Origin of the sequence: Fodinibius salsisoli (assembly GCF_026229185.1) — a bacterium.
Lineage (GTDB): Bacteria > Bacteroidota > Rhodothermia > Balneolales > Balneolaceae > Fodinibius > Fodinibius salsisoli.
In genome coordinates this window covers 499,303-522,610 of the sequence record NZ_JAGGJA010000001.1, presented here as the reverse complement: position 1 = coordinate 522,610, position 23,308 = coordinate 499,303, and the positions used below count along the sequence as shown (strand labels likewise).

General features: G+C 46.1%; 15 protein-coding genes and 1 pseudogene. 13 read left to right on the top strand and 3 right to left on the bottom strand.

Going from position 1 to position 23,308, the window contains the following annotated elements; all coding sequences use genetic code 11:
- The first annotated feature begins 101 nt into the window (after positions 1-101).
- The 10 genes and pseudogenes from J6I44_RS02065 to J6I44_RS20750 form a co-directional block, all read left to right on the top strand.
- Positions 102-1,982 (top strand): PAS domain-containing sensor histidine kinase, encoded by a 1,881-nt coding sequence (locus J6I44_RS02065; protein ID WP_265764282.1) that lies wholly within the window; start codon positions 102-104, stop codon positions 1,980-1,982.
- A gap of 235 nt (positions 1,983-2,217) precedes the next feature.
- The gene (locus tag J6I44_RS02060; protein ID WP_265764281.1) at positions 2,218-4,266 is read left to right on the top strand and encodes a S9 family peptidase; all 2,049 of its coding nucleotides are present in this window, start codon (positions 2,218-2,220) and stop codon (positions 4,264-4,266) included.
- Positions 4,267-4,437: 171 nt separating this feature from the next.
- On the top strand, positions 4,438-5,229 hold the full coding sequence (locus J6I44_RS02055) for a DUF5995 family protein (RefSeq protein WP_265764280.1): 792 nt from the start codon (positions 4,438-4,440) through the stop codon (positions 5,227-5,229).
- Positions 5,230-5,235: 6 nt separating this feature from the next.
- The gene (locus J6I44_RS02050; RefSeq protein WP_265764279.1) at positions 5,236-6,225 is read left to right on the top strand and encodes a Gfo/Idh/MocA family protein; all 990 of its coding nucleotides are present in this window, start codon (positions 5,236-5,238) and stop codon (positions 6,223-6,225) included.
- Positions 6,226-6,259: 34 nt separating this feature from the next.
- Positions 6,260-6,973 (top strand): ribonuclease H-like domain-containing protein, encoded by a 714-nt coding sequence (locus tag J6I44_RS02045; protein ID WP_265764278.1) that lies wholly within the window; start codon positions 6,260-6,262, stop codon positions 6,971-6,973.
- 788 nt (positions 6,974-7,761) lie between these two features.
- The gene (locus J6I44_RS02040) at positions 7,762-8,034 is read left to right on the top strand and encodes a hypothetical protein (RefSeq protein WP_265764277.1); all 273 of its coding nucleotides are present in this window, start codon (positions 7,762-7,764) and stop codon (positions 8,032-8,034) included.
- Positions 8,035-8,930: 896 nt separating this feature from the next.
- Complete coding sequence (locus tag J6I44_RS02035) at positions 8,931-9,632, top strand: DNA-binding domain-containing protein (RefSeq protein ID WP_265764275.1); 702 nt, start codon at positions 8,931-8,933, stop codon at positions 9,630-9,632.
- Positions 9,633-9,980: 348 nt separating this feature from the next.
- Positions 9,981-11,531 (top strand): RNA-directed DNA polymerase, encoded by a 1,551-nt coding sequence (locus J6I44_RS02030; protein ID WP_265764274.1) that lies wholly within the window; start codon positions 9,981-9,983, stop codon positions 11,529-11,531.
- 66 nt (positions 11,532-11,597) lie between these two features.
- Positions 11,598-12,797: a hypothetical protein gene (locus tag J6I44_RS02025; RefSeq protein ID WP_265764273.1), complete on the top strand. Its 1,200-nt coding sequence runs from the start codon at positions 11,598-11,600 to the stop codon at positions 12,795-12,797.
- 150 nt (positions 12,798-12,947) lie between these two features.
- Positions 12,948-13,121, top strand: a pseudogene (locus J6I44_RS20750) (GNAT family N-acetyltransferase); the annotation flags it as partial.
- Positions 13,122-13,268: 147 nt separating this feature from the next.
- Here J6I44_RS20750 and J6I44_RS02020 read toward each other — a convergent pair.
- Together J6I44_RS02020 and J6I44_RS02015 are read right to left on the bottom strand one after the other, a co-directional pair.
- Positions 13,269-13,799, bottom strand: a complete 531-nt coding sequence (locus tag J6I44_RS02020) for a ferritin (protein ID WP_265764272.1) — start codon at positions 13,797-13,799, stop codon at positions 13,269-13,271.
- A 771-nt stretch (positions 13,800-14,570) separates the two neighbouring features.
- Positions 14,571-15,599 (bottom strand): metal-dependent hydrolase, encoded by a 1,029-nt coding sequence (locus J6I44_RS02015; protein WP_265764271.1) that lies wholly within the window; start codon positions 15,597-15,599, stop codon positions 14,571-14,573.
- Positions 15,600-15,792: 193 nt separating this feature from the next.
- On the opposite strand from J6I44_RS02015, the gene J6I44_RS02010 reads away from it, so the two are divergent.
- Together J6I44_RS02010 and J6I44_RS02005 are read left to right on the top strand one after the other, a co-directional pair.
- Positions 15,793-17,112, top strand: a complete 1,320-nt coding sequence (locus J6I44_RS02010) for an efflux RND transporter periplasmic adaptor subunit (protein ID WP_265764270.1) — start codon at positions 15,793-15,795, stop codon at positions 17,110-17,112.
- A gap of 27 nt (positions 17,113-17,139) precedes the next feature.
- On the top strand, positions 17,140-20,256 hold the full coding sequence (locus tag J6I44_RS02005; RefSeq protein WP_265764269.1) for an efflux RND transporter permease subunit: 3,117 nt from the start codon (positions 17,140-17,142) through the stop codon (positions 20,254-20,256).
- Positions 20,257-20,345: 89 nt separating this feature from the next.
- Here J6I44_RS02005 and J6I44_RS02000 read toward each other — a convergent pair whose 3' ends face one another.
- On the bottom strand, positions 20,346-21,518 hold the full coding sequence (locus J6I44_RS02000; RefSeq protein WP_265764268.1) for a 6-bladed beta-propeller: 1,173 nt from the start codon (positions 21,516-21,518) through the stop codon (positions 20,346-20,348).
- A 340-nt stretch (positions 21,519-21,858) separates the two neighbouring features.
- Here J6I44_RS02000 and J6I44_RS01995 point away from each other — a divergent pair, with 340 nt between their 5' ends.
- Positions 21,859-23,253: an alkaline phosphatase PhoX gene (locus tag J6I44_RS01995; protein ID WP_265764267.1), complete on the top strand. Its 1,395-nt coding sequence runs from the start codon at positions 21,859-21,861 to the stop codon at positions 23,251-23,253.
- Positions 23,254-23,308 lie beyond the last annotated feature (55 nt).

Genomic DNA, 23,308 nt, shown 5'->3' with positions numbered 1-23,308 from the left:
AGATGGAAACAAATTGTATAATCTTTATGCAATACTCCGTATTATTCTATTTCTTGCTAACAAGCTATTACTAATTAACCATTTTGCTGTTAAGGAAGATTATGTCGGAAAATCACGATTTAGGGAAAGAGGCGGCCTTTACTTTTGTGGAGATAATGCAGGGGAGCTCTACCATATTTTACCGTTGTGATTTTGGAGGACATTTCCCGGTACGGTACATGAGTCCCAATGTAGAGCAGGTACTGGGTTTTAAAGAAGAGGCGTTCAAAGCCGATGATAACCTTTGGCTTGATCGCATCCACAAGAACGACCGGGATAAAGTAATCAAGGGGTATAATGAACTGGGCAGGTCAACATTTACGGTTATAGAGTTCCGCTTTAAGCATAAGGAAGGCCACTATATTTGGCTGCAGGATGAGGTTAAGCTTACGGTTGACCATGATGGAGAGCCTGAATCGGTGGTGGGCTCATCCCGAGAAATAACGCTCCAGAAAGAAGCAGAAACGAAGCTTAAAGAACTAAATAAGACGCTCGAAGAGCGGATAAAGAAACGCACCTCGAGTTTGGAAGAAGCAAGCACTACGCTTAAAGAGCAGCGCCAAACGATGCAGTTGCAAAAACTGGCTATCGACAATTTGAATGATATGGTTGTCATAACCAAGGCCCCCAAGGATAATCCGCTCAATTCGGAAATTGTATTTGTGAACAGGGCTTTTGAAGAGTTTACCGGCTACCAGGCTGAGGAGGTGCTTGGGGAGGAGCCCAAATTTTTACACGGTACAGAAACCTCACCGATAATAGTCAATCGGATTGAAGAGCAACTGTTAGCCAGCAGCTCTCTGAGAGAAGAATTTATTAATTACAAAAAGGATGGCACCCCCTACTGGGTGGAACTGGATATGGCTCCATTTTTAACGGCCAGGGAAGAGTATAATTACTGGGTAGGCATCAATCGGGATATCACTCAACGAAAAGAAGCCGAGCAGAAGTTAGAAGAGAGTGAGCAGCGGTACCGGGCTATTACCGAACTTTCTTTCGATGCCATTTTTGAAGTTGGCCTTGATGGTACGATCCTTGATTGCAATAAGCGGGCCTGCCAGCTCTCCGGATACAGCCGTGAGGAACTGGTTGGGATGAATGCCAAAAAACTTGTGCCGGAAGAATATCGATCTGAACATCCGGAAGCTTTTTCAGAAGAGCACATAACGGGAGATGAAGTATGGGAGCGAATATATCGGAAGAAAGATGGTACGCAGGTACCCACGGAAGTTCATACCCAGCTGTACAATATCGGCGAGAAAAAGCGTATTGTAGCCTATGTGCGAGATAATACAACACACAAGGAATATGAAAATGCCATCTTTAAGTCGCTGAAGGAAAAAGAGACCCTGCTTGCAGAGATTCACCATCGCGTAAAGAACAACCTGGCCATTATATCCGGTCTTCTGGAGATGCAGGTTTTCAATACAGAGGATGAAAAACTGTTGAATAAGCTGCGCGAAAGTCAGGCTCGCATCCAGTCGATAGCTATGGTGCATGAAAAATTATATAGCTCAGACTCCTTTTCTGAGATAGCCATCGATCAGTATATCAAAGATTTGGTGGAGCGGATTGTAAGCTCAATGGCCAACTTTAACAAAAATATCAGGATGCAATACGATATGGACCCCGTGACGTTGACCGTTGGGCAGGCTATTCCCTGTGGGTTGATACTTAACGAGCTGATTACAAACTGTTTTAAACATGCCTTCAAGGACCAACAAGAAGGACAAATATGGACCGTGTTGAAGAGAAAAGATGAGAACCTGCACCTTGTTGTTAAAGACAATGGCAGTGGGTTAGCCGATGATTTTGATATCCACACAGAGTCATCACTGGGCATGACGCTAATTAATACCCTTATTCAGCAACTCAATGGTGAATTGAGTGTATCAACAAATGGAGGAAGCAATTTTGAAATAACATTCGAAATTGACCAATAACTTCTTGAAGGCGGCTGTATGAGCGACTTATGTGGTCTGAGCAGCATTTTTAGAATAGCCTGTGCCCAACCAGTCTAAAAGAAGAGGTTATGGAAGGCCCACCGAAATTTTTATCTTAACGGATCAGTTATATATTAGAACAACAAAACTGACCTATCGCAGTTAAAACATATAGGATTTTGTACGGTTTTATAAGGTTTTTGGACGGTTTTACCCAAGAATAAAATTCATTGTTATGATAGATTCGATTAATCGTAAGGCTTTTATGGGAACGGTAGCGCTATTTTTTCTCATTCCCAGCCTACTATTTGCACAGTCCGGTAAAGAAGGATTAACGCCTCTGCAGCTGGCACAGCTGCAGCAAGTTGAGGATGTCGTATTATCCCCATCGGGAACGAAAGCGGCTTACACATTAAGCCGACCAGCCGATCCACGGAAGAAAAATAAGCCGGTTGAGAGTAGTCTCTATTTGTATAACCTGGATACCCAGGAAGCTTCTGCTTTTATAACAACACTGGATGTTGGAAACATTGCATTCCGGCCCAAGAAAAAAACGATTACCTTTTTAAGTAAACGCGAAGAAGATGAAACCACAGGGTTATTTGAAATAGCCATGTCTGGTGGCGAGGCCCGGCGTATTCTCTCTTTTCCAACCGATATCGTTGGATATACGTGGGCCCCGGATGGCGATCATTTAGCGTTTATGGCCCCCGACACAGCTCAGGAAGAGGCCTCTGTTCTGCCCTATGAACCGGAGATTTATGAAGAAAATTTGAAGCAGCGCAGAGGATTTGTTACAAATGTAGCGGAGGGAAATGATCCAACTCAACTGCAGGCAGAAGGATCGATATACCAAGTGCACTGGAACCCTGCCGGCGATAAGCTGGCGATTGCCATAGCCCCCAGTCCGCTTATTGACGACTATTTCATGAATCAGAAAATTGCAGTTGTTGACCGCCAGGGAGAAAATATTCTGGCTACCGTCGACCATAAGGCAAAGTTGGGAAAGGTGGCCTGGAGCCCGGATGGCACAAAGCTGGCTATGTTGGCCGGGTCGGATGTACATGATCCCATCGCCGGTCGTTTGCTGATTGCTTCTGCCCAGGGAGGAGCTCCCACACAGCTTCAACCCCACTACAACGGGAAGTTTGAGCAGTTTCAATGGGTCGATAACAGCACCCTCTCCTACCTGTCGAGCGAGGGCGTATGGTCAACCTATGGATATGTAAATGCCGACGGCACCAACCGGACAACAATTATTGACCGGGGTGGTTCAAATTTGTCGGCCTATGACCGGGCCTCCAATGGAGCGGCTGTTTTCATTGCAGACTCGTCCGCCCATCCGTCAGAGCTCTACTACTTCCAGCCGCAAAACAGCAAGTTAGAGCGGTTGACGTATAATAATAGCTGGTTAAAGGAAGTGGACATAACCCGTCAGCAACCGGTTAGCTGGACGACCGACGATGGAACGGAGCTCCAGGGTATTCTTGTCTTCCCCCTTGATCATCAGAAAGAGCAGCAATACCCGTTGATTACAGTAGTGCACGGAGGCCCTGAAAGTCATTATAACAATGGATGGGTGACCAGTTATTCTGAGCCCGGCCAGGTGGGGGCAGCCCAGAACTATTTTGTATTCTATCCCAACTATCGCGGCAGCACGGGCCGGGGAGAAACCTTTGCCAAAAGCAGCCAGGGCGATCCTGCCGGAAAGGAATTTGATGATATCGTAGCAGGTGTTGATGAATTGGTAAAAGGCGGCCTCGTGGATTCTTCCAAAGTTGGTGTAACGGGTGGATCCTACGGCGGATACGCTACGGGCTGGCTCTCAACAAAATATACTGATCATTTTGCGGCTGGGGTCATGTTCGTGGGCGTGAGTAACAATATTTCAAAATGGGGAACCAGCGATATTCCCGAGGAACTGTACCTGGTCCATTCCCGAAAACGAATCTGGGAAGACTATGGTTTCTTCTTGCGCCGGAGCCCTATCTACCATGCGGGAGAAACAGAAACACCCCTTCTCATAGCTGCGGGAAAAGAGGATACCCGGGTCGATCCCGGCCAGTCTTATGAGCTTTACCGGCATATCAAAACACGGACCAACACCCCGGTTCGCCTGGTGCTCTACCCTGGTGAGGGGCATGGCAATAAAAATGCCACGGCCCGGTATGATTATAATCAGCGAATGATGCGCTGGTTTAATAAATACATAAAGGGAGAATCGGAGGAGCGCCCGGATACGGAATTTGAAAGCGAGGCGGTGCCGGTACAGGCAAAACTGTAAGGGTACATTATTATTCCCCTGGATGCAGGTCCTGGCAATATTCTGGCTCTAAACTGAATAATAGAATTGGACCGGGCAGCCATAAATTCGTTTGCTAAATCAGTAAACTCCTCGTACCATTTGCAGAGCATCGCACATTATGGATAGAACTTCTTAAGTCTTTGCAGGGATATGCCCGACCAGCTACATAACCCCATTGAATCCCCGGAATTCACTGACATTGATGATGTTCTTGCCGCCCTGGATCAAATCATCGATCTGAGTATTAAAGAGAATAGTACGGCCGCTCTTTTCGCCTATGTTTACCGGCGGACCACAGCCAAAGTTAAGCAAGGCATTGAGGAGGGACGGTTTGATGATAATGACCGGATGGAGCTCTTTGATGTCGCATTTGCGGGAAAATATATTGAGGCCTACTGGCAGTATCGTAATGGCGAGGAAGTGCCTGAAGTCTGGGAGCAGGCTTTTAGTCCGGCTAAGGATAACCAACTTATTCTCCAGTATATCCTACTCGGCATGAATGCCCACATCAATTATGATCTGGGGATCGCCGCAGCCGAATTTTCTCGGGATGGAAACATCCAGGATTTGAAAGCCGACTTCATGCTTATCAATCAGTTGTTGGAAGAGCTGGTGGATGAAATACAGGGGCGAATAAGCCGGGTCTCCCCAATGGTTTTTCTATTAGATTGGATGGGAAAAAATAACGACGAAGCCATCATTAATTTTAGTATCAACAAAGCCCGCGGGCAGGCCTGGAATTTTGCGGTGCGCCTTACGGAAGCGCCCCAGAGCCACAAGGCGGATATCATTGCCGGGGTTGACCAGAAAATGACCAGCCTGGCGCGTCTCGTTTCTAACCCGCCCGGATTTTTCCTGCCGAAGGTGCTGGGGGTAATCCGTTATTTTGAGACCAAAGATGTGGGAAGCGTCATTCATAACATTCAACAAAAGAATCCATAGCCTATTATGCAGAAAGTTCGATGGGGCATTTTAAGTACCGCTAAAATTGGAGTTGAAAAAGTCATTCCCGCCATGCAGCAGGGAACATACAGTGAGGTCGTGGCCATAGCATCGCGCAGCGCTGGTAAAGCCCAGGAGGCCGCCGGGGCGTTGGGTATCGAAACGTCGGTGAGCTCTTACCAAGAGCTGCTGGACCTTGCTGAAGTTGACGCTATTTACAATCCCTTGCCCAACCATCTGCATGTGGACTGGTCTATCAAAGCGTTGCAGGCCGGCAAGCATGTACTCTGCGAGAAACCCCTCGGCCTTAATGTCGCCGATGCCCAACGGCTGCAGGAGGCCGCGGCATCACATCCGAAGCTGAAAGTGATGGAAGCCTTTATGTACCGGCACCATCCGCGGTGGAGAAAAGTTAAAGAGCTGGTGGATAACGGGGTGGTGGGAACCCTTCAAACGGTTCATTCTTTCTTCTCTTATTACAACGATGATCCCGACAATATCCGCAATAAACCCGATATCGGCGGGGGTAGCCTCATGGATATCGGTTGCTACTGCATTTCAGTCCCACGTTTTATCTTTGGAAGCGAACCGACCAAGGTAACGGGAGCAATGGAGGTTGATCCAACACTGGGAATCGACCGGCTTACTTCCGGCATGCTTCAGTTTGCTGGAGGAACGGCCACCTTCACCTGTGGCACGCAGATGGCACCTCACCAGAAAGTGACGATTATGGGTTCAGAGGGCAAGATCAAGATCCCCATGCCCTTTAATGCGCCGGTAGATCGACCGACAACAATAGTGCTGACCAAAGGCTCAGAGACCGAAGAAATCAGTTTTGAGACCTGTAACCAGTATACGGCGCAGGGCGATCGGTTTTCAAAGGCCGTCATCGAGGATACCCCCGTGCCCACTCCCCTGGACGATGCCCTGGCCAATATGAAGGTAGTGGATGCCGTAGTCCAGAGCAGTAATGAGGAGGCTTGGATTCAATATTAACCCCTTTTACACCTAACCTTAGGCGTACCCTTTTATGAAACACCAATACGTGGCATTTGATATAGAAACGGCCAAAATATTGCCGGATGATAACTCAGACCTGCATGACCATCGCCCGCTCGGGATCTCTTGTGCGGCACTTTGGGCAACCGACAGCGACGAAGCCGAACTATTTTACTCAAAAGATGGGGACGATAATCCTGCGGCTAAGATGACCGGTTTTGACTTATCCCAGCTGGTAGATCTGCTGCTGGATCGCCAAAAGTCGGGCTATACCCTTCTTACGCATAACGGACTGGGGTTCGATTTTGATATCCTTGCGGAGGAGTCCGGCCGTATAGCAGATTGCAAAAAGATAGCCCGCCGGCATGTGGATATGATGTTCCATATCTTTTGCGGAAAGGGATTTGGAGTGGGCCTCAACGCCGCCGCACAGGCGATAGGCCAAAGCAAACCGGAGGGAATGGACGGTTCCCGGGCGCCGCTGCTCTGGAAGCAGGGAGCGCATCAAAAAGTGCTGGATTATGTTGCGCAGGATTGCAGGCTGACCCTGGATGTCGCTGAAAAAAGCGCCCGCCGAAATTCCTTCCAGTGGATTACACAAAGAGGTAAAAAAGCGTCTTTTTATCTTCCCTCGGGATGGCTTACCGTTGAAGAGGCCATGGACCTGCCGCTTCCGGATACCTCGTGGATGGATAACCCGTGGAGCCGCTCAAAATTAAGTGGCTGGCTTGATAATGAGGGATAGCGAGGACTCTCAATTGTGAAATAAGCTAACCACTCATCGGATGAGTGAGACTGCTCAGCCCATAAAAAAGATCCTGTTACTCATCCGATGAGTATCTACAGCCACCATCACGTTAAAAGAAGAAGGAATAACCGTTACCTGTTCCATTCTTTCTGACTCTCGTTGCTCCCGGCAACCCAACACCTTCACAATCCGAAGGCCGGAGAAACCAAAGGCACGGTTGTCATAAATTGTTGTTTTTCATTACCGAAAAGAAGCGACGAGCCCCAGCTTGCTGGTTCCGACCCTTCGGAAGGGCCAAGCCCCCGTATGGACGGGGCGCGGCAAAAGGCGAAAAAAGAATAAGCAACGGCTATTTCCCTTGTTCCATTTTTTGGCTGGCCAAAAAACGAAACGCAAAAAATCACCGGCTGATCCCGAGTAATTCGGGACGCTCCGGTCTCGGATGGGATCATTTCAATGGTCCATCACGGTATAGGGTTGCCTTGGAAAGGGCACCGGTGTGAAATGGTCCTGATCATCCTTCCCCCTCCGCCCATGATTCGTTAGGCTGGAGGAGCAGACTCCTTTCGACCCCAAGAGACCTAACCGCCGGCATAATGAATACTGTGCGATACCGAGGGTGATCAGAATAATTTTGTACCGGTAAAGACAGAGGGAATAGCTTCCATATGTGATGGACCATCAAAATTATTCCACTCGAAGGTTATAGCGATTACAGTATTCTTAGCCGGTCGTTTTTGCTCCACTTTTGTCGACACAAAAGTGGTTATAAAGAACAAGAGCTGGTGAATGCGAACGCGATGGATTCGGACATTAGAATCGCGCCAAAAGGCGAAAAGAACAAAGGGCTCATTTTTAGGGAATGCCCTGCTTCTATCACTTTTTTGAATGAGCAAAAAAGTAATCCAAAAACTCACCGACTGAATAAATTACTGCTGCCGTTCTCTCTGCCCACGCTAAAATCATTTAACTCAAGTTGCCCAGAAGCGGCAACTTTCAAACAGGAAATGATTTTTTACGCTCCGGCTTCGGTCACTTTCCCAGCAGAATTTATTTAGGCCGGAAGAATACTTAAAAGCATCCAACAGTGATCTGTCGACCTGCGAAAGGTAAAGGATAAGAGGTATGAAATCCTCTCATTGTCATTTCGATCCCGACTACTGTCGGGGGAGAAATCTTCTACTCTTTGAACTCTTTCTTTGAGAGTAAAAGATCTCTCCCGTTGGTCGAGATGACGGTATGAAGCATACCAAAGATATTACTTGATTCCTGTTCGGGGCTTTCACCACTCATCGGATGAGTAAAATAACTGACCCATCCCACCACTGCGTTAAAAGCCCACTACGCTAAAGTAGCTTAACAAATGTAGAAATTTCTTGAACAGGCGTGGCTACGTAGGCTGTACTTCGTAGTGCAGGCCGGCCCTTCCCTCCGAGCAGGGAAGAGAGTACAAGCTTATCTTTTAATTACTATTCACAAAGTCCCCCTTTGAAGGGGGGCAGGGGGATGTGGTAAATATTAATATGTTGCTCCATTTTGAAACAATGCCAACCTCCTATCACTCTTTTGAGCTCTTTGCTTTGAGAGTAAAAGATTTCTTCCGTTGGTCGAGATGACGGTGTGGAGCATCCCAAAGATGTTGCTTGATTCCTATTTCGGGACTTTCACCACTCATCGGATGAGTGAAAATGCCCATGTCCATGAAATAAGATCCTGTTACTCATCCGATGAGTATAGGCCACCTCTTCCTCAACCCTTTTCAAAAAACTTTGTAAGGATTGCCCTCCCAAAGGTACTTACCTATATACGTTGGCGCTACCGGCGGCCCGGAACGCCTTGTTCCACATACAAAAGCTTACCCCGCGCTGCCCGCTGCGTTGGCTATATATACATCTACAGAGGCTTATAACGGCCTTTAGAGAGAGCAATACAATCATAATAAAATATCAAGAAGATGTTAGAATACACTTTATATAATAACCACTTTACCGCCGATAACCCCGACGACCGACTGGCCCGCCCCGTAAACGTGCCCATCAATACGCGGGAAGACCTGATTGACGACATTACCAGTCCGGGCTCCATCCTGAAGCCCACCGAGACCAATGCCGTCATCGACAACTACTGGCAGCGCATCACCGGCTACATTCGTGACGGGGAGGCCTACCGGGACGACTACATCCGTACGCGCTTTGGCATCAGCGGGGTCTTCCAGAATGATGAGGACCAGTACGACCCGGCGCGCCACCAGGTGCTCATCAGCATTGTGCCCAAAGACAGCGTCACCGATGCCGCCGATGACATTAACCTGCAGAAGGTGGACGGGCAGGCCATCCGCCCCGAAGTGGAGACCATATACGACTGGGGCAGCGGTACCGACGACGATATCCTGACGCCCGGCGGCGTGCTGGAGATTAAAGGAACCCACCTGAAGATCCACAACAACATCGAAGAAGAGGGCGTCTTTTTCGTCAACCAGGCCGACAGCACCGAGACGGCCGCCACGCATATCCGTACCAGCGAGCCCAAGACGCTGACCCTGCAGGTGCCCGAGGGACTGACGGCCGGTACCTACCGGATCGAGGTGCGAAATACCACCTACAATAGTGATAGCCTGCGGACGGGCCTTTTTGCGCCTGAATTAACCGTAGAATAGAAAGTGCCATTTTGTCGCTTTTTAGCTCATAACCTCAAGTAGACCGCTTTACTTACCTGAAGCAGGGTACTTCAGGGTAGTGAACAACCCTTCCTCACTATAGTGAAGTGGTCTACTTTACTATAGGGGGTGTGATAAGGCCTATTTACAGATGTCAAAGTGTCGTCATGTACTAACCACACAAATTTAGTTTCCCTATCTATTCTTCCGGGACTACATAAAACGCCTAACTCCCTACACGACCGCTTCTTGAATGTTAGGCATCTGGTACGTACCATGGAAAGAGTACAAATAAGAGTATGTTAGGTTACAATACCCAATAAATTTTACCTAAGAAAAAAATCATAGTTGGCTGAAATCAATATAGAAGATATACTAGGGACTAATTTTGTTTATAAAAGACTTCTTAAATACGGTCTTTTCTCCGAAACCATAGACGACATTTTCCAAAGCAAAAGTTTCGGTGAATGGGCGATAGAAAATGGAGTAAACCGATATAAGAAAAGAAGCTTCTCACTTGTTCAATATCGTTTAACGAGAAACAACAACGCCCCAAGAATTCTTAGTATTCCCCACCCTATCGCATACTATCTTTTGTGTGATTCTATTAGAATAAATTGGGACAGGATAGTAAATAAGATTGGAGAAGTCGAGGATTATGAAGATAGAAGTATGATTATTCCTAAACCTAATAACCTCAACAATAGGTTATTTTCAATGTTATCTTACAATCTACGAGATGACGAAAAATTCCTTCACTTAGATAAACAATCAGATGCAAAATATTTTGTCCATGCAGATATATCTAAGTTTTATCCCAGCATTTATTCGCATTCAGTTTGCTGGGCACTAGTTGGCCATTCAAAAGCAAAAAAACATCAAGATGATAATCGGCGGTGGTTTAACAAACTTGATATTGCCATAAGATCAATGCAAAGAAATGAAACTATTGGAATCCCAATTGGACCAGACACTTCCAATATAGTATCTGAATTGGTTCTTTCTAGAGTAGATAAAGAATTAAATGACTATGATTATTTAAGATTCGTTGATGATTATAAATGCTACTGTAGCACCAAAGAAGAAGCTGACAGTTTTCTCATTGATTTGAGCAGAAGTCTAGAAAAATATCACTTGAGGCTTAACACTAGAAAAACAGTTGTTGGAGAATTACCAAAAGCTTTGGATCCCAATTGGGTAAGAAGGCTACGAGAGTACTCAAATCATTTTTTATCGGAAAGTAAGCTGACAAAGAAATCAATTAATAGAATCAGTGAATTTTTAGATTTGGCTATTAATCTAGCTGAAAATAATCCTGGGGAATCAGCTTTAAAATATGCAGTCAAAGTTTTATCGAGTAAAAAATATTCTGATGAAGAAGTTTTCTCATTTACTTTTTTATACCTGTCCAGAATTTGCTTTCAACATCCATACTTTATTGATGTCTTTAACAGTTTTTTGTCTAAAAACAAAGATGAGCTTGGCAACAGCATAAAGGGTTTAATTGAAAACGAAATCAATAGGATTAGTGAAGAGCATATTCAATATAGGCGTTCAGATGTTGCCCTTTGGTCCCTATATATTGCGATAAAATATGAACTGGAAATAAAAAATTATGAGTCTATTTCAGAACAGTTAATTGAAGATCGAGACTGCTTGCCTTCATTAATGTCCTACTTATATGCAAAAAAGAATGATTTAGATATATCCAAGTATTTGGACATGATACCACAAATAATAGACGAGAAGAGCGAAGACGATTGGTGGATTTATATTTATCAGACTTTTATTGACCAGCCCAACAAACCAGTATTTAATCAAATTGACTACAAAGATTTTTATATGGATCTAAATGGTAGCGATGTGACATTCTTAAATGAAACTTTAGCTGAATTATAAGTTGCAACCTCTGTAGGCCTCTCGTGTTTATGTTTCTTAGGTTGCTTAAAAATATTAGCAGAGAAAATGATTGAAGATATTATTAAAAATCTAGAATACTCTCCTCTTGAAGAGAATATCAAAGAGTTTACGGATAGGCCAAAAACACAAAATACTTTGTCAGACAAAGAATCTGGCACTTTATGGATAATTCGTGAAGGAATTCAACCTGTAGATTTATATTGTTATCTATATGGTAGATTTGGACCGCCCAATGGTTTTCAAATGATTCTAAGAAGTGATGATTCAGACAATCTTATCCACTGGCATTACACATTGAAATATAAAGGAAGTAGAATGGATATAATGTGTATGACTTTTCGGCTTGAAATCATGCATCATATCCAATTACAAAATCCAGATACAGCAAAGAAAAGATTCATAACAAAATTAAAAGATGATTTCTCTAACCATCATAAGAAAATTTCAAAAATCCGAAATCAGATTGAGAAGTGGAAGTTATTTGTAAATCCATTTTATAGAATAAAATCTGTTATTGAGCACCAACTTGAAAAATTGGATTCATTAGCACTTGAAGAAAATGACCACCCACCACATCCACATAATCCTGAACAGCTTGAAGAATGGAAAGAAAAAACAAGGGAAACTGGCAAACTGTATACTGAAGCTATTTCGTTAGGCCTTAACATTCGTATGTTGGCACCAATCTATGCCGAATCATTCATTAATCTATTAATATTTCTACTTGCAAAGCAAAATATCAAAAATGACAAACGTTTATATGAATCAATAATAAGACAACAAATTGATATAAGAGTTAAAACATTGCATCAATACTGTAATGGGTTTTATCAACCAGTAGATTACAACAATGTTGAAATATGTAAAGAGTTTCATTCATTGATGAATAACAGAAATGATCTTTTACATGGAAATATTGATCCTACTAAAAGCTTTTATGATACAGTTTATTTTGATGGAAAAATCCCATTGTTTACAAAATTCCGTGATTTTAGTTTCTATTCTTGGGAAGCCTCTATAAAAAATGTGACTCCAGATTTAGCTATTAAAGATTATCAGACTGTACAAAATTTTCTTTCCTATCTTTTGGTATGCCTAGAAAAAGATGCTGCTAAAATTGTTAAAGACTTTATGAATACAAAAGACCCTGGATGGAATGTAGGTGATGGAAGGCCAGGAATACTTTTTCCTTCTCATATGGTTGATATGGTTCCAGAATTCAAAGGTGAGGATGTTAGAAAATAAAATCTTAAATCAATAACAACCTAACCCTCCTTTAGACTACTCCTCCAAAAAAATTAACACAACCCCATGGAATGGTAGAAAGCCAACTATACCATCACCGATAATCGAGACGATTTAGATGTGGAGCAGTCGATCGAGCACTCCCTCTGATTTGGGCTATTCCACGAGGCCCGGCAAATAGGGTTCGCCCGCGCCGTAACCGACCGGGCCACCTTCGGCTACCTTGCCGATGTGTTTGTGATCCACGACTACCATGGACGCGGGCTGGGCAAGTGGCTGGTTTCCTGCATCCGGGAGCACCCCGATCGCCAAAAACTGTGGCGCTTTCGAGACCGGCTTTAATGCTGATGCTGCGAATGTATTTTAGGATGTCCCGGCCCTCGGGATTACCCGATTCAGCGATTCAACTTTGAAAATATTCCCCCTTAAATCAGAGGGGTGTTCGTTTATAGCCAACTAGTAATAGGTTGGTTATTTTTGGTCGTCGCCTTGTTCTGCTTCATTTTCATTCTGGCCTTGTCTTTCTCCCATCTCGCGGTCCAGGAGGTACAATCCAGAGCCATCTTCTCCAACTAATTTTAGCTTATCAATAATATCTTGCACCATCTCTTCTTCCTCCACCTGTTCATCAATAAACCAAAGTAACAAACTTTCGAGCGGATAATCGTCTTCCTCCCGGGCAAGCTTATACAGTTTATGAATACGTTTGGTAATATGCTGCTCCTGTTCAAGAGCCGACTCGAACGCTTTCCGTGGAGAATCAAATTGCCCTTTTGGCTTTTCAATATCTTGTAATATTGGTCGTCCGTCTCTTTGAATAAGGTGATTGTAAAATTTCATGGCATGTTCTATTTCCTCTTGCCACTGGGCTTTCAGCCAGCTTGCAAAACCACCAAGGTTTTTCTCTTCAAACCACGCTGACATTGCCAAATAAGCATACGCCGACTGAAATTCTTCTTGAATCTGATTGTTTATTTCTTCTTCTATATTTTGCTTAATCATAGTATCAAATATTTAATTTCAGTTAGTGACTGATTTATATCTATCACCAAAATACCATTATGATGCTAAATTGTCCTATATATACCTATTATTTAACACATTGTGGGACTCTATTGAAAGACCTGCTTGTAATATCAGGCTTTAAAAATCCTGTTTACACTTCCAAAAATCCACCCACCTAACCCCCTGGCTTTTGAGCTCTCCGTTCATTATGTAAGTGTTCCTTAAGCGTAAAGCCCTTTAATCCTCAAAATTTAATACAGAATAGACCCATGAAATGGAAGAACGGCGACTATATCATCACCGATAATCGAGAAGATCGCATCCACGGCTTTTTGCAGAATTCGTATTGGGCGGAAGGCATCCCCTGTCCCACCGAAGCGTGATAGACGATTCCAGTGCAGGGCCATCCTCCTTTTTCTTCTTCAAAGGAGGACTCAAAGTTGAGCCTGCATAGATTGCATAAGTTAGAGAAAAGAGATAGCATTAATAATGCATAGCAATTGAATATTGAGAAAGAAGCTCCGGAGTCCCCCTTTGAAGGGGGATACAGGGGGATGGCCAAAAGCACCCAATCAGAAATATGATATACAACTGCTGGAAGTGATATTAAATAGCCTTGTAAAAAAGAAGCAGGAGGACATTGAGCTGAGGTTTCCCAATAATATTGTCCATTGGCAGTTTGGCCCTATGTGAGGCCGATGAAGGTTCCCATGCAATGGCCCGGTTAAAATCTTATGGGGGATCCCGGCCCTGTGCCCTACACTCTTCCTAAGTGTCCTCCCCAAGCACACGTTCAATTAGCTGACCAAAGAGAGCCGCACGGCGGGCAAAGTTCGGTTCAAAGCGGTTAAAGCCCGTTACTTTGGAAGAATCCCCGTTAAAGAGGAGGCGATAATTCCATACATACGGTGCGGGCTGGTCCGTCAACCAAAGGTCCGATCGCCCGAAACGCAAGTCGTGGACCAGCAGGTTGCCCTCCGCCCCATCGGCCACGAAATAGCCCTGCGAGAACCAGAGCAGTCGCTCTACCGGCAGCTGTTCCCGGTAGGAAGCAAGAAGATGTGCCTGGCGGTCCACAGACTGGAATTCAATTTGTGTATCGTTATCAAAAATGGAGTAGAGCCCGGTGTGGATGGTATCCTGCTCAACGGCATAGCCGGTCCACAGGAAAATATTGAAGGGTGTCGGGGTGGTCATCTGCTGTTCAGCACGAATACCCTGGGCTGCTAAGTTTTGGTCAAAGACGTCGTTAACGTGCGTTTTTATGGCCAGGCCTGCGATGAGGTAGAGGGAGCTGAGGGCAAGGCCCGCCCGGTTGACCCATCGTCGGCGCAGAGAATCCCGCTGCATAAAGAGAGCGGTAATAAGGCCTGCTATGAGCGGAACCGTATAGAAAGGGTCAATGATGAAAATAGAGTTGAGGCTAAATAGTTGATTGCTAAACGGCTGTAGAATCTGGGTGCCGTAGGTGGTACATACATCAATGCCGATATGGGTGAGCAGTGCTAAGCATACCATCCAGGCCCAGCGTCCCCATCCAATATTCTTCTCTTTATATCTTCGGTTGAGTAGCCAGCCGAAAAGAGGGGCCGCTATGGCGCAAAATAGCAGGGAGTGGCTGATGCCCCGGTGGATAGCCAACGCTTCTACTTGAGAAACAAAAGGAAGGACGACCACGTCAAGGTCGGGTACGATGCCTATGGCTGCACCCCAAAGCGGGCCTTTATTTCCCATCTTTTTTCCCAGAACGGCTTCGCCGACAGCACCACCGAGGGCCAGTTGCGTTATTGTATCCATAAATTATTGTAAAATAACATTAAACAAATGCTCAAAACCCACGTTAGGATAGAAAAGTTCAACTTTTCTTCAGAATTCAATCGTTTCTTTATTTCTAACAACATATTACATCTCTTAATGAAAGATTTATCAAAAATTATTCATTTTTCAGTAAGCTGTTATGTAATTAAAATTAATTGAATTATAAAAACGAATGGTGCTTTCAGAGGCAAAAGTAATTAACAATATTCTCCTTCTTTTAGCTGCCGTAACGATGGCCTCTTGCTATGGAAGTTCGGCCAATAATGACGGCATGTCTGAGGCTTCAGCCAATATACCGGCTGTGGAAGCTGTCCAGGCTCGTTATGGTTCGCTGCCCTTGTCTGAACGGTTAAGTGGTACGGTCATTGCCCAAAACCAGGTAGATCTCTATCCCGAAATTTCGGGCAAGCTGGCGCAGGTTCATGTCCAAAATGGGGAAGCGGTACAAAAAGGCGCCCCTATTGTTTCGCTGGAAGACAATCAGTACCAGGAGCAGGTTGACCAGGCCATGGCTACACTTCGCATCAACCGGGCCCGGCTAAAGCAGGCCCAGGCCCAGTACCAGGAATTGGAAGCCCAATACAAGCGAACAAAGCAGCTGAGCGATCAAAACCTTTCGAGTGCGCTTGAGATTGAAACCATAGAGGCTCAGATGTCATCGGCTGAGGCGGATGTTGAGCTGGCTGAGGCCCAGCTGGAACAGTCGCAATCAAACCTCCAGGAGCAGAAAGAAATTTTGTCAAGAACGGTGATTCGTGCTCCCATAACAGGTACGGTGGGCCAGCGTAATGCAGAAGTGGGCATGCAGGTAAGCTCGGGAAGCCGGCTTTTTACTATTGGCGACCTTGGAAACCTGCGTGTGGAGGTTGTATTGACCGAAGGTATGCTCGATGACGTAGAAATAGGCCAAACGGCCCGTATTTACGTCGGCTCTGGTGATAACCGTGAGATCATAGAAGCCGAGCTCTCCCGAATATCGCCCTTCCTGAATAATGTAACCCGCAGCACCGAAGGAGAAATTGACGTTTCCAATGATAGCAAAAAGCTCCGTCCGGGGATGTTTGTGCCGGTCGATATTCTGTATGGAGAAAGTCGACAGGCTACGTTGATTCCCACCAGTGCCCTTTTTACAGACCCTGATACCGGCGAAGATGGCGTTTATGTGGCTACCTCTTTGGGAACGGAGATAGAACCCGCCGAGCAGGTCAACGCTGATAGTCCCCCGCCCCTTACGGAGCCCACGGATGTGGAGTTTCAGGAAGTAGATGTAATAGCTGAAGGGCGCTTTGAGGTCGGTATTGAAGGTATCGATCCCGGCAGTTGGATTGTCACGGTTGGACAAGATCTGTTAACGGGAAGCACCTTGGGGCAGGCTCGCGTACGAACGAGTTCCTGGGAGCGTATTATGACTCTGCAGGGGCTACAGCGCCAAGACCTGCTACAACGTGTTTTGGATGAAAACCAAACCACCGGCAGTTCCTCAAATCCATAATTTTATTAGTAACGAACACCCAACGCCATGAAGATCACTGAAACTGCTGTCAAACGCCCCATTGCTACCACGATGCTGTTTCTTATCATCATCGTGCTGGGGGTTATGTCATTTCGTTATTTACCGGTTGATTTGCTGCCGCCGGTAGAATTTCCTCAGCTTACGGTGGCTACGGATTATCCCAATGTGGGGCCCGAAGAGGTCGAGAAAATTATTACGCAACGCATTGAAAATACCATTGCCGGGGTTCCGGGCGTTGAGCGGGTGCGATCCAGCTCGGAAGAGGGCGAAAGTCGTGTTACTCTCGAATTTGCCCAGGGGACGGATATTGATGTAGCGGCTAATGACATCCGCGCTGCCCTTGACCGGGTACGCGATGACCTGCCGCCGGAGGCCGATGCCCCCCGCATCTGGAAGTTTGATCCCAATGATTTCCCTGTCGTCATTATTGGAGCCAATTCGGATATGAACCTGCAGGAGCTTACCCAGGTGCTTGACCGTGAGGTGACCAAGCGATTCGAGCAGATTGCCGGGGTGGGCTCTATCGATATTTGGGGCGGGGTCTATCGGGAAGTCCACGTTGAGCTTAAACGCGACCGTCTTATTGCCAGCGGCTTGTCGTCGGCACAGGTGCAGCAGGCTATTGCCAGCGAGAATGTGAACCTTCCGGGCGGAAACGTCAATTCGGGCGTGCAGGAGTTGTATGTCCGAACGCTGGGTGAATACAAATCCATCGATCAAATTGCCAACACCATTATAACGGTAGTGGATGGGAAACCCATCCGGGTGAAAGATGTGGCCGAGGTAAGCTGGGGCTATGAAGACCTGAATCGGCTGGTAACGATTGATAAGAAACCGATGGTCCGCTTTGGGATCCGTAAACAGACCGGTGCCAATACCGTAGCTGTGGCCGAAAATATCCGCAGCGAGCTGGAGAAGGTCAATACGGAGCGTAAAGATATGGAGCTGTTTGTTACGACTGACCAGAGCGAGTTTATCCAAAATTCTATTGATAATGTACAGAGCTCAGCCGTATGGGGAGCACTGTTGGCCATCGTGGTGCTCTACCTGTTTTTGCGGAACGGCTCGTCTACCTTTATCATAGCCGTTTCTATCCCGATATCGATCATTGCAACTTTTGCCCTGCTCTATTTTAACGGTTTGACGCTCAACCAGATGAGTTTCGGAGGGCTCGCGCTTGGGGTTGGCCTCATTGTTGATAACGCCATTGTGGTGCTAGAAAATATTATCCGGCTCAGGGAGGAACGCGGCAAGGACCTTGAAGCCAGCGCTTTAGTGGGAACCCGGGAAGTGGGCGGCGCTATTGTGGCCTCGACCATCACGACTTCGGTCATATTTTTGCCGGTCGTTTTTATGCAGACCATTTCGGGGACCATCTTCCAGCAGTTAGCCCTGGTTGTGGTCTTTGCCCTGCTGTGTTCATTATTTGTGGCCCTCACGCTGGTTCCGATGCTTTGCAGTAAATTTTTGACGGTGCAGCCAGAGAAGTCGAAAGAGGCCCAAAAGAAAAACTGGTTCCAGCGCATATTCCGGCTCATGGAGCATAAGTACTCCAAGATGATCGAGACCACCTTACGGCACAAGCCGACGGTCTTTGGCGTTACAGGCGCCCTGGTCGTTCTCTGTTTCCTGCTGATACCTCTTATCCCCGTCGAGCTAACGCCGCAGTCCGATGCCGATGAAATTGATGTGGATTTCATGATGGCCGAAGGAACCAATATTGCGGTGCAGAATCAATATCTGCAGGAGCTCGAGAAGGTTGTACGGGCCAGTCTTCCCATGGAGGATGTTGAGCACTTGACGACCGAGGTTCGGGATGGCCGTGCCGAAGTGGAAATAGCGATGGTTAAGGCTTCAGAACGTTCAATGAGCACCTCGAAAGTTGCCGATCAAATCCGGGAAAATGTGGTAGGCCTGGTACCGGGCGGAGATATCCGGGTGAGTGCACAGTCGGGCTTATGGATTTTACGACGTATTTTTGGGTCGGGCGGTGGCGAAGCCGTAGAAGTGCAACTAAGAGGCTATAACCTGGAACGGGCCCAAACGATTTCACAAGAGATTAAGCGCCGGATGGAAGAGATTCCGGAAGTGACCGGTGTCCGTACGGACCGCCGTGAGGGTCAGCCGGAAGAAAACCTGGTTTTTGACCGCGAAAAGATTGCTGATCTCGGTCTTTCAGTCCGCGAGGTAGCCCAGGTTATTCAGACCAATGTGGGAGGAAGCCGTGCCGGAACGTTTCGGGTAGGCGGCGATGAATATCCTATTACGGTACGCCTGCAGCCGGAAGATCGGTTAAGCAGTACGGACCTTGAAAATATTTCCATCCGTACGCCCAATGGAGAAGTACTCCCGGTGTCGGCGGTAGTAAATAAGACTAAAGCCCGCGGACCTACTGACATTAATCGGGTGAACAGCCAGCGGGTTTCCTACATTTCCGCTAACCTGGAGAGTGGCGTTGCCCTTGGTGAGGCCGTAGAAAAAATTCAGGCTAAGCTCGCCGATATGCAGCTGCCTGATGGATACTCTATTGTGTATGGCGGTGAATATGAGGAGCAGCAGAAAGCGGCGGCCGACTTCCGCCTGTCAATCATCATGGCTATTATCCTTATCTATATGGTGATGGCGGCCCAGTTCGAGCGTTTCTTCGACCCGCTTATTGTCATGTTTTCAGTGCCCCTTGCCGTCATCGGTGTGGTGCCCACGCTCATGCTTACCGGTACGACCATCAACATGCAGAGTATGATGGGGATTGTGATGCTCATCGGTATTGTGGTGAACAACGCCATTGTGCTGGTTGACTATATCAACCTGATGCGGCGCGAGCATGGAATGACTGTACAGCAGGCGGTTATCCATTCGGGTAAACTTCGTCTGCGGCCTATCCTTATGACAACACTGACCACGGTACTTGGGTTACTGCCCCTTTCCTTTGGATTAGGTTCGGGAGCAGAGCTCCAGGCTTCCCTGGCCCGGGTCGTTATTGGCGGACTTACAGCCTCTACCCTCGTGACGCTGGTCTTTATCCCGGTCATTTATGTTGCATCCGAACAAGCCTTCAACCGCATTCGTGCCAAGAGCTGGATGCCGTTCTCCAAAAGAGAAATTAAGCCGGCTAAGGCCTGATGGCCTTGGGCTTAATGAGGAGAAGGATTGATGATCCTTTTTTGAAGGGGTTATACCGCTCTCAATATTATTTGATTCTGGATGGTTTATTATAAACCCTCAATCTTACCTACCCTTACCACCGGCACTTCATCATAATCAATAAAGTAAAATCGGTTATTTTCATCCATCCAAACGGCAGGACCATTAGATGTAAAAGCTAAAAGGTTTCTGTCTATAGCTATTTCATCAAAAGAGCTGGTTCCGATCAAATCTCCCTGTGGATCGAAAGCCTCAACCATGGTCTGCAGTGAATCTTTATTTTGTATGCGCTGACCGCTGAAGTGAAGCACTTTTCCATCGTTCATTTGGACAAGGCCAATGCTATAGCTGTTAATTATGCCTGCTGAATTTTGTCGACCCCCATCTTTATAAGTGTTGATAGTCATGCTTTCATCCTCATTTGCGTTTAGGACTACGGCTTCCTCCCAATTTGTGTGTCCATTTAACGTATTAACAAGCTTCCATTCACCTGCTGTATGTTCAAATTTATAAACTTTTCCCCCATAAATACCGGGGGAATACAAGAAGCTATTTTCCCCTGTTTTTATAAAATTTCCGCTATTCAAGCGGTTACTGACCATCTTAACAAATTTGGAATCGCCCTTTGGAACCAAACGATCAAACTTCCCAAAAGAATTGATATGATTTTTGAATGATTTACTGTAGCGGTGGAAAACGTATTTCCGGTAATTACTGGGATCATTTGTCCCAATATCTCGTGGCTTTTTTAGCATGATGTAATTCTCATCAGCTGTTTGGAAAAACTTTTCCGACCATACCATACCCGCTTGCGAAGGAGCGTACTCTGAGAGAATATCTCCCTTTTTTGAGAACCACGTGACACGCTGACTCACCGGATCAAGTGCTACAACTTCATTTTCACTATTAAAATGGAATCTGGGTCCGGAAGGAAACTCCCCCGGGCCATTGCCGGATCGACCAATGGAACGCAAATATTTGCCCTGCGGCCCAAACACCATGATCGTTTTTTGCTGTCCCTCTGCGATATAAATGTTCTGCCTTTTATCCGTACGTATTTGATAAGGGGATGCCAGGAAATATGCTGCATTTGTATCATCACCGATGATAAATGATTCCTCAAAAGAGAGAGATAACTTTTTAGGGGCCCAATTTGATATAAATCCGCTGACAGTAAAAAGCAGAGTGAAGGCTGTCAGCCAGAATAGTTTTGGGCGGAATGTATGGATATTAAGTTTCATAACATTTAAACTTAACTTGAAATTAAATATAAGTGCTAAATGTATGTTTAATAACTATTTATAAAATTCATTAGGGAAATCGACTCAAATTTAGCGATGTAACTTAAAATCATACTAATTAACCCTTTTTGGGCTAATTTATCAATTATGGGCAAACTACTTATAGAGGGTTAGGACACTTCTTGGGCTTGTCTACCATAATATCTTTATATCAGGTGGCTATATAACTAAGGTCTATTATGTTCAGTCAATACTTTCATAAAAGTATTTTTACTTTATGGTAATATTCAATTAGTTATCCTTAGCGCATCAACTAATTATGATTAAATAAGGTGGATTTATGTCGCTCTCACGCAAGCATTTTCTGAAACAGGCCGGTGCACTGTCCCTTGGTTTTTCGGGCCTGCACATGCTCAGCAACCTTACATCAACGGGCAAAACGCCCCACGAATTAATTACCGAACCCTTTGGCGCCCTACAGGCAGATCCAGCCGAGATATTTAACCTGCCTGAAGGATTTTCCTATAAGATTATTTCCAGGTTCGGTGACCCCATGGATGATGGCCTCAAGGTTCCTCATCGTCCTGATGGTATGGCTACTTTTCCGGGTCCTGACGGTACGACCATTCTGATACGGAACCACGAAGTAAATGCTGCAAAAGGAGGTGCTGAAAGTGCTTTTGGAGAAAATTTTGAGCTTGCTGATAATATAAACCTGGAAGATCTTTATGATCCGGGACACGATAATCCGGGTCAGGGTGGAACCACCACGGTGGTCTATGATACTGAAACCCAGGAGGTAGTTCGCGAGTTTTTGAGCCTTGGTGGGACTATCCGGAATTGTGCCGGTGGACCAACGCCCTGGAACAGCTGGTTGTCTTGCGAAGAGTTTGTATCTGAGCCGGATGACGTTTATGCCAAGCGACACGGATATGTGTTTGAAGTACCGGCCTCCACGGAAATGGGTCTGGCGAGCCCCACTCCTATCAAAGCTATGGGCCGCTTTAACCATGAAGCAGTAGCCGTGGATCCCAAAAGTAATGTCATCTATCTTACCGAAGATGATTCGGAAAGTCTGCTCTATCGCTTTATTCCGGATACGCCCGGGCAGCTGCTGAATGGCGGTACGTTGCAGGCCCTTGCCGTCCGAAACAGGCCCAGCCTGGATACCCGGAACTGGGAGTCACGAACGGTAGAGGTTGGCAATACTATGGAGGTAGAATGGGTTGACCTTGAGGAGGTCGATAGTCCTGATGATGACCTCAGATACCGTGGATTTGATGACGGCGCGGCCCGCTTTGCACGGGGCGAGGGCATGTGGTATGGTAATGAAGCTGTCTATTTTGCTTGCACCAATGGCGGACCTGAAGAATTGGGACAGATTTGGAAATACACACCGAGTCCCGAGGAAGCCAAGCCCGGAGAGGCAGGACAGCCTGGTAAACTTGAGCTTTTTGTGGAATCCATGGACAGCGCAATTATTGAAAATGCGGATAACCTGACCGTTGCTCCCTGGGGAGATCTTATTGTCTGCGAAGATACCGGCGAGAAGCAGGACCTGAATGGCATCACTCCTGAAGGTAATGTCTATAAGCTGGGCCGCAATGCTCAGTCCAATTCCGAGCTGGCTGGTGCGACTTTTTCACCGGATGGTTCTACCCTTTTCATGAACATCCAGCACTCTGGCATAACCTTGGCTATTACCGGCCCATGGAATAAAAAAAGACAAGGATAGTAGGTTAAATATCACCAGGAGCGCGGGCATAAAGGCCCGCACAAAAGGTGAAGAG

Coding starts and splice junctions, on each gene's coding strand:
- J6I44_RS02005 (WP_265764269.1), top strand. CDS start 17,140: ATGAAGATCACTGAAACTGCTGTCAAACGCCCCATTGCTACCACGATG.
- J6I44_RS02045 (WP_265764278.1), top strand. CDS start 6,260: ATGAAACACCAATACGTGGCATTTGATATAGAAACGGCCAAAATATTG.
- J6I44_RS02060 (WP_265764281.1), top strand. CDS start 2,218: ATGATAGATTCGATTAATCGTAAGGCTTTTATGGGAACGGTAGCGCTA.
- J6I44_RS02050 (WP_265764279.1), top strand. CDS start 5,236: ATGCAGAAAGTTCGATGGGGCATTTTAAGTACCGCTAAAATTGGAGTT.
- J6I44_RS02065 (WP_265764282.1), top strand. CDS start 102: ATGTCGGAAAATCACGATTTAGGGAAAGAGGCGGCCTTTACTTTTGTG.
- J6I44_RS02025 (WP_265764273.1), top strand. CDS start 11,598: ATGATTGAAGATATTATTAAAAATCTAGAATACTCTCCTCTTGAAGAG.
- J6I44_RS02035 (WP_265764275.1), top strand. CDS start 8,931: ATGTTAGAATACACTTTATATAATAACCACTTTACCGCCGATAACCCC.
- J6I44_RS02015 (WP_265764271.1), bottom strand. CDS start 15,599: ATGGATACAATAACGCAACTGGCCCTCGGTGGTGCTGTCGGCGAAGCC.
- J6I44_RS01995 (WP_265764267.1), top strand. CDS start 21,859: ATGTCGCTCTCACGCAAGCATTTTCTGAAACAGGCCGGTGCACTGTCC.
- J6I44_RS02010 (WP_265764270.1), top strand. CDS start 15,793: ATGGTGCTTTCAGAGGCAAAAGTAATTAACAATATTCTCCTTCTTTTA.
- J6I44_RS02055 (WP_265764280.1), top strand. CDS start 4,438: ATGCCCGACCAGCTACATAACCCCATTGAATCCCCGGAATTCACTGAC.
- J6I44_RS02000 (WP_265764268.1), bottom strand. CDS start 21,518: ATGAAACTTAATATCCATACATTCCGCCCAAAACTATTCTGGCTGACA.
- J6I44_RS02020 (WP_265764272.1), bottom strand. CDS start 13,799: ATGATTAAGCAAAATATAGAAGAAGAAATAAACAATCAGATTCAAGAA.